At 43.0% G+C, this 9,974-nt stretch carries 5 protein-coding genes and 1 pseudogene; all 6 read right to left on the reverse strand.

What is annotated here, in order from left to right; translation table 11 throughout:
• The coding region (locus tag RHS_RS25190) for a DUF5695 domain-containing protein (RefSeq protein ID WP_395023532.1) at window positions 1-4,189 on the reverse strand (4,189 nt) is incomplete at its 3' end.
• 27 nt (window positions 4,190-4,216) lie between these two features.
• Window positions 4,217-5,737, reverse strand: a complete 1,521-nt coding sequence (locus RHS_RS25195) for an alpha-L-arabinofuranosidase C-terminal domain-containing protein (RefSeq protein WP_047834737.1) — start codon at window positions 5,735-5,737, stop codon at window positions 4,217-4,219.
• Window positions 5,738-5,909: 172 nt separating this feature from the next.
• The gene (locus RHS_RS25200; RefSeq protein WP_044296927.1) at window positions 5,910-6,767 is read right to left on the reverse strand and encodes a carbohydrate ABC transporter permease; all 858 of its coding nucleotides are present in this window, start codon (window positions 6,765-6,767) and stop codon (window positions 5,910-5,912) included.
• Window positions 6,768-6,771: 4 nt separating this feature from the next.
• Entirely contained in the window at window positions 6,772-7,713 is a 942-nt protein-coding gene (locus RHS_RS25205; protein WP_047834733.1) for a carbohydrate ABC transporter permease, read from the reverse strand.
• Window positions 7,714-7,930: 217 nt separating this feature from the next.
• The gene (locus RHS_RS25210; RefSeq protein WP_047834734.1) at window positions 7,931-9,376 is read right to left on the reverse strand and encodes an extracellular solute-binding protein; all 1,446 of its coding nucleotides are present in this window, start codon (window positions 9,374-9,376) and stop codon (window positions 7,931-7,933) included.
• A 12-nt stretch (window positions 9,377-9,388) separates the two neighbouring features.
• Window positions 9,389-9,974: pseudogene (locus tag RHS_RS25215) on the reverse strand (beta-L-arabinofuranosidase domain-containing protein); the annotation flags it as partial.

The raw sequence follows: 9,974 nt of genomic DNA on the forward strand, positions 1-9,974 counted from the left end.
ATACATCCACTTCTTCAAATTCATAATTAGCCAGAACTTCCGGTAACTTTTCATCCTCTTTTACAACGAGGGTTAAAGTATCTTCTGCACTTAAAGCACCGTCACTTACTGATAACTTCAACTGATATGTTCCTGCTTTATCTACGGAAATGCCGGAAATTAACTTATCGGGGTTTGCAATGGTAACGTTAGCCCCTTCCGGTTTCGAGGTTACTTCCCATAAGCTGGTGAGCGTCATGTTTGGATATCCGTCATCCTTTGCAGCGCCTTCCAATCGGTAAGTATCTGATAAATACACATTTAAGTCTTTCCCTGCATCCACAGCCGGAGCTGTATTTTCCAACGGTTCTCCTTCTTTAATCACAACGCTTGCTGTCTCTGCCGCCGGAAGCGGAACGGATACAACAGTTGTTTCCTCTCCAATATACTGGAAACTGCCTGTTACATTGCCATTTACCTTAATCTGATAAGATCCCGGTTTTAATCCCGTAAATTCAATGTCAGATTTATGCTCGGAAACTTCCAGGTTTCTGACATTTAATTCAACGTAATTACTGTCCTTACTTACCTTGGCCCGGGTATACTGATCTCTGTCAAGCTCAATAGAGAGTTTCTGGTTGATAAAGTTCAGTCTGGTATAAACTCCGTCTAACGGTGTCACCTGATAGAAACCGCCCTCTTCACTTACTTCGCAGCCATATCCGAATAATCCAAAGATATTGTCCGTTGAAACATCAGAAGACAGAATACGCAGTGCACCAAACAATCCTGTGTCTGCTTCTCCGGACATCTGACGCCATCCGTTATGAATACTTCCGCCGCCTGTTCCCTGTCCGCCGGAATTGCCAAGCTCAGACTGGTATGTCCATGATACGGTGCCGATATTTTCCGGGTCTGCATCGATCTGTCCTGAATTTATACAGGTAAGATTTGCAAGTTTTCCTGCATAGTTCACACGGGCTGCATCTGCCATCTCAGTTTCTGTCAGGCCGTTGTCCTGAAGTCTCAGCCAGTCATCCATACAATAGCCGGCTAATGATGCCGTATACTGGAAGTTCCACCAGTTCTCACCGCAGATAGTAGTAGGATTTCCATAGTGGTACCAGATAGGCTGCAGTCCGCGGCAAGCCCTGGTCTTCAAGTCAATCTTGCCCATCATATCCGTATTGTCATTTAATTTCGCAAGGGTATATACCGCTTCTTCACCGGTATTATCATACGCATACTCGGAACCGTATGGATATTTATTTCCTTTGAAGTTGCTGTACTTTTCATCCATGATTTCGGTCACTTGTGCAGCCTCGTCATAATACCCCTCTGATTCTAATGCTGCAATAATATCCGGTGTTGTGGATTCACCCATCAGTCCGGTATCCCAGTTATAAGATACTCCTTTACTATATAACGCCTTTAATATATTTGCGGCGCGCAGCAGATATGTTCCCTTATCTTCCGCATAATCAATCATATCGGGATATTTCTCTGCGATCTTATACATAGAGAAATATGTATTGTATACATGGGGATACGCATAACCACGGTATATTCCCTGTCCGGTATTATTTGGTTCATTATCCAGCCAGTCATTTACCATGTAATCTTCCTGGTGCTCTTTCATCAGCCCATTCCAGATAAAGGTATCCAGATACTCATCCACTGCCGTAATCTGTTCTTTAACCGGCTGGTAAACATTCTTTTCCGCCAGATATTCACCATGGGTGAATCCCCAGTCATCGCCCCAGCCAAAGTATCCTTCGTATACACCGCGGACAGACTTTGTATCCATCATCCAGTCATCAAATATCTTGTCATAGATTTCACCGGGTGCGTTGACCTGAGTTTTCTCTGTTACAAAATCAGCATGCAGTTCCAGTGCATCCTCCACGCTGTCCATCGCATAGAACTGCAGGGTTGTCTGCTTACCATCATCATATGTGATCTCAACATGGTTTGCACCAAGGCAGGAAAGCTGCAAGTTGTAAATGTGATACTGCTCTCCATCCTGTGTAACGGTTTCCAGATATTCTACTTTTGTTCCCTCTTCTTTGGTACATTCCTGCTTATTGGAAACTGATTTCTGAAGCCCTTCATAAAGACCGGTATCATGAGAACAATTTACCTGAATGTCCTGAATCTGATCTTTTCCATAGGAAGTATGCAGATAGAATTTAGCGGGCATATTAACGGAAAATGCCATACTTGGAACTGCTACCGCATCAATAATGCCTTCCTCATAAAGCTTTGTTTTCATATCCTGCTCATCATCTACACCTGTAAATTTAAACGTATATGTTTTACTCTCTCCGGGTGCCAGCGTCAGAGACGTGTTTTCCAGATAACTGCTTCCTGTAGACTTGATAACATCAGAATGAATATAGAATACATTCAATCCATTTGCCCAGCCGCCCTGGTCCTGTGCCCAGACAGAGCCTGCATGTCCATTGTTGATTCTCCAGTGATCCTGATACTCAAATCCTGCCCCGGTAGAAGTATCCGGTGTAAATAACAGGAACTTACCCTGACCGCTTGGCCTGCTTGCATAGATATAGCTGGAATCCTGTCCTACAAAAGAATGATCCACTACTGAAGTTTCATAAACCTGCGTTCCTCCCGGCCAGAACTCACTGAATGGCATTGGCACGCCGAAGTCGCCGATGATCAGATTCTTATCTTTGGTATTGGTGACTGTCATGGACCATACGATCTGATTATCCACTAATTCATAAGTCTCAACCAGCTTGAAGTCCTTAATGCCCTTATCTTCTTTAGCATCTTCATAGGTAACTTCTACTTTATTTCCTTTTAACTCAATCTTTCTCGTTTTGCTGCCATTATCCGAGGCACTGGTCATAGATTCTGTCCAGGTATCCTCACCCTCCCATTTGGTCTGGAACATTAATTCGCCCATCCACTGATGTTCTTTGGAGGCTCCCTGGGTTGGTGCATATTCTGCATTTAATACATAGTTGGTATCATATAGGTCTCCCTGAATTTTAAGCTCATCAATGTGTCCGTATTTACCGATCTTCAGATAAAAATAGTCATTGGAAAGCTCTACTTCACCGCTTGGCTTTTCTGCATTTCCCAAAACCTTCCACTCCTTGATTCCAACGGCATGGTTTTCGGGTGTTCCGTATCCCTGCGGCGTCATAGTCAGTTTCAGCTGATTCGTCTTAATCGGCTGGTCAAAGGTGACTACGTTATACGCATCCAGTTTATTTTCAATGACAACGGCTGCTTCTGCCCAATCTCCAGCTGCGGCATCCCAGTATTCCACTACCGTCTTCTCCGGCGCAAGGATTCCTCCATTATCTGTAAAATAGTATATTTCGGTGCTGTCAATCACAGCTTCTTTCTGCCAGGTGTACTGCACATATGCCATCTGTCCTTCATTTGTCCAGCTGTGCCAGACCAGCCCGTCTCCCGCACCTGCAGATGCTGCCGGTTCTGCTTCATCATTCAGAGCATCTATGCCGCCCAGATCCTCGGGACGGTTAATGCTTGCAGATGCCTCTGCTCTTGGCGCAATATTAAATGGCATCACCTTACCATATGCTTCCCATTCAATAACGCCGACTCCATTTTCATCAGCTTTCTGTTTTTCTATGGTCACTCTCAGACCTTTTGTCTTCACTGTATCAAATGTTGTAATATTGAACCCATCCGCCCTGCAGCCAAGACCCTTTGCGTTTCCAACTTCTACAAAGTTACCATCCGCATCCATGTATTCATATTTACAGGATTTCGGAATTTTAATACCACCGGAATCAGGTTCGTCCCCGTCATACCAGAAATAAATTCCGCTGCTGTTTAGTTCCACTTCATTTTCCCAGGTATATGTCAATGTTTCACTGGCTGGTTTAGCCGGATTCCCCCAGGAACCATAACATGCACCGGTTTCTTCTTTTCCTGTCCCGGAAGTCTTTGATACTTTTCCGTCATTTACAGCAGTAAGGGTTTCCCAGCCTGATACATAACTGGTGGAAACATCTGCGCTCCCTGCTACATTATTAGGTCTTTCCCCATCCGGTGCTATAAAAAATTCATCTGTTTCTGCGGCTTTCTCTGCTGCATATACCGTATCTGTCCCTGTCAGACCCGGCAGAGGTACAGATGTTATCATCATCGCCATTGCCAATGCCGATGCAGTTACCTTAACAGCCCCATTCACCAATCGTTTCTTTTTCATTCGCGAACCTCCTCGTTCCTCTTTCGTTTACCTTCCCTGTTTCCCCAACCGGATTACATTCCATGAAGCCTTATGTAATTTTGCGGTTAGAATTCCCTCATCCATATCCGATTCCTTGCTGTTCTTCGGCAGAACACGTTCCCTTCCATAAGCATTTACTGTCTTTAAGTCACCCTCTTCCATAATAATATGTTCTAAAATATCGTATCCCGCAAAGCTTCTTAAATCACAGCTCATGGTGATATCTTCGTGAATATTCCGGTTCACCGCAAATATGGTAACCTCTTCTTTTTCTTCCCGGTAAACCGCAACCGATTCAATATCTGTAACATCGCAATGACCGATGGTATCGTGCTTTGGAGTATCCAGAACCGGCAAAAGTGCAGTTCCCCTTCCATACAGAGACGCATGAAGAAATGGATAGAAAATCGTCTGCTTCCACACTCCCCCGTCATCTTCCGTCATAATCGGTGCAATAACATTTACTAATTGAGCCAGACATGCCACTTTGACACGGTCTGCGTGTTTTAACAGCATAATCAGCATTAAGCCCACCATCAGCGCATCTTCAAATGTATAGATATCCTCCAGTAAATGAGGCGCTTTCTGCCATGGACGGTTCTTCATGGTATCGTCATCTGCTTCCGATGAGTGAAACCATACATTCCATTCATCAAAGCTTAAATTCATTACCTTTTTACTTCTCTTCTTTGCCTTAATATAGTCACAGGCAGACACTACCGTATGTATAAAATGTTCCATATCCATGGTCAGCGCCAGATAATCTGCCGTATCATTCATGGTATTTCCATAGTATTGATGCAGAGATATATAGTCCACGAAATCGTAAGTATGATTCAGTGTTGCCGCTTCCCACTCCGGAAATGTCGGCATCGCCGCAAAGGAACTTCCGCAGCTAACCATTTCTATAGACGAATCAATCAGTTTCATTGCCTTGGCCGTTTCTGCAGCCAGGCGTCCATACTCATCCGCCGTCTTATGTCCGATCTGCCATTCTCCATCCATCTCATTTCCCAGGCACCAGGTCTTAATTCCATATGCCTCTTCCACTCCATGGCTTCTTCTTAAGTCACTGTAATACGTTCCGGACGGATGATTGCAATACTCCAGCAGGTTACATGCATCAGCAATGCCTCTGGTTCCCAGATTCACAGCCATCATGATATCCGCATCAACCTTCTTTGCCCACTTTGCAAATTCATTTAGCCCCACTTCGTTTGTTTCCAGGCTCCGCCATGCCAGTTCCAGACGTTTTTTACGCTGTTCCACAGGGCCTACGCCATCTTCCCAGAAATAATTGGACACGAAATTTCCGCCCGGGTACCGGATCAGGGGAACCTTTAACTCTTTTACCAGATCCAGAACATCTCTGCGAAATCCGTCTTCATCTGCGGTTGGGTGTCCCGGCTGATAAATTCCGTTATAAACAGCCCTTCCCAGATGCTCAATAAAAGAACCATAAATTCTCTTATCTATTTCTGCAATCCGGAAACTTTTATCGATTATCATTTTTGCATTTTTATTCATATTGATATCCACTGCATATTGCTGGCATGCCGGCACTTTATATCTGCTGCAAATAGCCTGCCTGCAACACTGCCTTTCTATTTCATATTTTTTCAACATTACCTGTAAGTATGCCGCTGGCACTTACAATACTGCACCATTAGGCGGTGCCGTAATCCTTTTCTGGACGCGCTTAACCCTTCACCGCTCCGGCTACCATTCCTTCTATAAAATACTTCTGAAAACAAAGAAACAGAATTAATATAGGAATTACCGAGAAGCAGGAACCCACAATCAGCAGATCATAGTTATTTCCATAAGGTGTCAGTAAAGTATTCAGACCGATTGGCAGGGTATATTTCTTATCATCCCTTAAAATTAACAGCGGCCAGAGAAAGTTATTCCAGTAAGTCATACCATTTAATATTGCCATAGAAGCCATTGCCGGTTTCATGATTGGGAAAATCAATTTTACAAATATGCCGTATTCCGTAGCTCCATCTACACGTCCCGCCGAAATCAGCTCTTTGGGGATTCCCTCAAGATATTGGCGGAAGAAGAATATCGTTGAAGCATTTGCCATAAACGGCAGTACAATTCCTGTATAAGTATTACTAAGCTTCATGCCGATCATCTGGTTATACAAAGGCAGCATCAGTATTTCAAATGGTACCATTAAGATCAGAAGTACACAGACAAAGAAGAAATTTTTTCCTTTAAAATTATAAGCAGCAAATCCGTAACCCACACAGGCACTCACCAGCAAAGTTAATACTACCTGCACCACAGTCAGGAATACACTGTTGATAAACCAGGTAAAATAGCTGTGCTCTCCGGTAAACAGATAAACGTAATTCTTAAGGCTCATTTTATCCGGTTCAATCTTTAAGTTAAGTCCATACTGGATCAGTTCTTTTCCATCTTTAAAACTGGCGATGACCATTGCTGCAAATGGTACCAGAATTACTATTGCCAACAGCGTAAAGAATACTAATAAGAAGATTTTCATCCATATTATTTTTGTTTTTCCACCCACATTTTGCCGTGCCATCTCATTAGTCCTCCTTCTTAAACATGCCTGAAAACGTCAGCTGTGCAATATTGATAATCATGGTGATCGCCAGCAGAATCACACCTACGGCTGCCGCATAGCCCATTTCATTTTTCTGGATTCCCTGCCGATACAGGTAGCCGACAATGGTAAGACCGATATTCTGAGGGGAATCCTTTCCCGCCCACAGCATATAGCTCTCTGTAAACATTGCCAAACCGCCATAGATACTAATGGTAAGAACATAGGTAATCGTAGGTTTTAACATTGGCAGTGTCACATAAATAAACTTCTTAAAGGATGAAGCACCGTCAATGGATGCCGACTCATAAAGTTCTGTAGGAATGCCGTTTAATCCGGAAATAAAATACAGCATATTAACACCCATCCACCTCCAGCAGGCAAGAAACAGCAATGCCACATAAGCCGTAAAACTGTTTTTTAGCCATTTTACCGGCTCTAATCCCAGCGCATTCATAATACTGTTCATAAACGCGGAGTCCATTTCACCAAACATCAGACGGAAAATGGTACCCGCTACTACGATAGAAGTAAGAATCGGAACAAAAAATACAGATTTGAACATCTCTTTTGCCGACATTAGTTTGCTGTTAATCATGTACGCAAGCAGCATTGGAATTGGAATCAAAAGAATCAGTGTTCCAATCATATATTTCAGACTGTTCCATAGAGCAATCTTAAAGATATTGTCGCCTGCTAATTTACTATAGTTTTTTATTCCAACAAAGGATGTCTGTCCCGGCAAAACCTCCTGGAAACTCATAACTCCGGCCTTCGCCAACGGAAACAGCCAAAATATTAAAAACGTTAAGACAAACGGAAGTATGAACACATATGGTGCTATTTTCTGAGAATATAGTAATTTCCGAATATTAAACTTCTTTTCTTCCTGCTGCTGTACCTGTACCGTCTTCCTGCCACTCATTTTTTTACCCCTTTCAACATTTGCTTTTGTCAGCCCGGGAATTTACATTCCCTACCACATATTTGAATTATCCTGTTTTCATACAAATAAAGGGAACGTAGCCTGCTACGCCCCCTAAATTTGGCTGTCACATCCCACAAAGCGAAGACAAGCATTTTCAGACATGCTTCAGGGCTATTGCAAATATATGTGTTCTTTCCAGTGTCTTTTCTGACACCTACTGTAATTCATTCTCAATCTGAGACTGTGCTTCTTCCAGAGCCGCAGCAATATCCTGATCGCTGTCAAAGATTGCATTCAAAGTAGTTGCACTGAATGTACTGTTGATTGCCGGATAGGCCTCTGTAGATTTGATCAGACCGATCTGATCTTTAATTTCATTTAATACATCAAATGGGTTATTTTTAAAATACTGTACAAATTCGTTATCCGGATTATGTGTTACCTCTTCCATAGACCATACGTCCATGTTGCAGGGATCAAATCCAAGATTGTTCCATAAGCCAATATTTCCATCTACACTGAGTTTTGCATAAGCAAGGAAATCCTTAGCCAGCTGAACATCGCTGCACTGATTGGTTACACAAGTACCTGTTCCGCCGCCGCCCACAGAGGATGGCATTCCTTCTTCCAGTACCGGAGCAGGAGCAATTGCAATTTTACCCTTTAAGTCTGTCATATAGCTTGTATATCTGGACATCTGCCACATTGGCATAATCGCACAAGCAACTTCACCTGCATTATAATAAGCGTATGCTTCTTCCGTATCCGGATTTCCGCCCGGAATAGTTGTAGCAACACCTGCCGTCTGAAGATCTTTTAAAGTTTCCAGACCTTTTTGTGCTTCCGGAATGTTTACATTTACATTGCCTGCGTCATCAACCCAGTCTTTTTTCTGCTGTGCAATCAAATCATTTAACTGCCATAATGCACTGGTATCTGCTGATATAATGTATTTACCGGTTGCTTCTTTTAACTTAAGCCCTGCTTCTTTTAAATCAGCATAGGTTTTAATAGTTGTATAATCAATATCTGCGGCTTCTAACATCTCTGTGTTATAAAAAGCAACAGTTGCACCAACGTGGCTTGGAATACCATAATTTTTTCCGTCCTTGCTGTAAAGCTCAATTCTGGAAGCTACAATATCCTCTCTGTATGGGTCAATCGCATCATTTAATGCTTCTAACTGGGGTTCTCCCTTTAAGAAGTTTGCAAATTTGCCAAGTTCGATATCCACGATATCCGGTGCACCTTCCCCGGACTGAAGTGCAATCTGAAGTTTATTATGCATGTCTTCATATGGAAGAACATTTACATTTAAGCTGACCTGGCGGTCCGGATTTGCTTCATTCCATTTTTCAGCCATATCCTGAAAATGATTTCCGTGGAGTTCCACGAAAGTCCACATTTCCAGTTCTGTTGCATCTGCGCTTGCAGCTGTCGTTGCTTTTTCGGAATCTGCCGCTTCTGTTTCAGCCGCTGCCTTATCCGCTGCTTTATCCGTTGCTGCTGTCTCTGCTGCTTCTGTGCCCGCTGCCGTTGTCTCTGCTGTGGTATCTTTTGCTGCTTCTGTAGTTCCTGTACTGCCTCCGCATCCTGCAAGACTTGCAGCCGCCATTGCTGTTGCTAATAACACCCCTAATACTCTACTACGTTTTCTCATCTTTTTTCCTCCTTAGATAAACTCTTTCACCCATACTAACATTTCGCCTGTCTGGCGGTTCCCCCAGTATGGATAGGGTACAAACATTAACGGTATACTTTCCATTGTGAGATCAGATTCCTTATATAGTTCGTTACTATGCCACCCATCTGTCATCACTTTTTTCCCTGCTGTCCGGATTACGGTAGTTCCTCCTAATAAATTTTCTTCATAACTCTCCTGCAGTTCCTGCTCCGGATCCAAAAATATTGCCGGAAGATTTTTACCATTATCCACTTCTTCCAGGCAATACACAACCGGACCCTTCATGATTGCAACTTTGCCCACATCTTCTTTAACCAGGGGATTGGCACGCAATATTCTGGGAACTAGTGCAAATTTATAAACCAGCGAAGGATTTTTTCCTGAAATCATTACTTTTGCATAGCCTTTCTGAACTTCCGGATAAATTGCCTTTCCATCCAGTATAAGACCATACTCTTTCACGTATTCAGGTATCCGAATAGCCAACTCAAATTCCGCTTCATCTTCATTCTCAATCGTAATTTCTATCTTTCCATCATTGGGAAATGCTGTCTTCTGACTCAGGTGAACCGGG

It is taken from the genome of Robinsoniella sp. RHS, assembly GCF_001029355.1.
GTDB classification, from domain to species: Bacteria; Bacillota; Clostridia; order Lachnospirales; family Lachnospiraceae; genus Robinsoniella; species Robinsoniella peoriensis.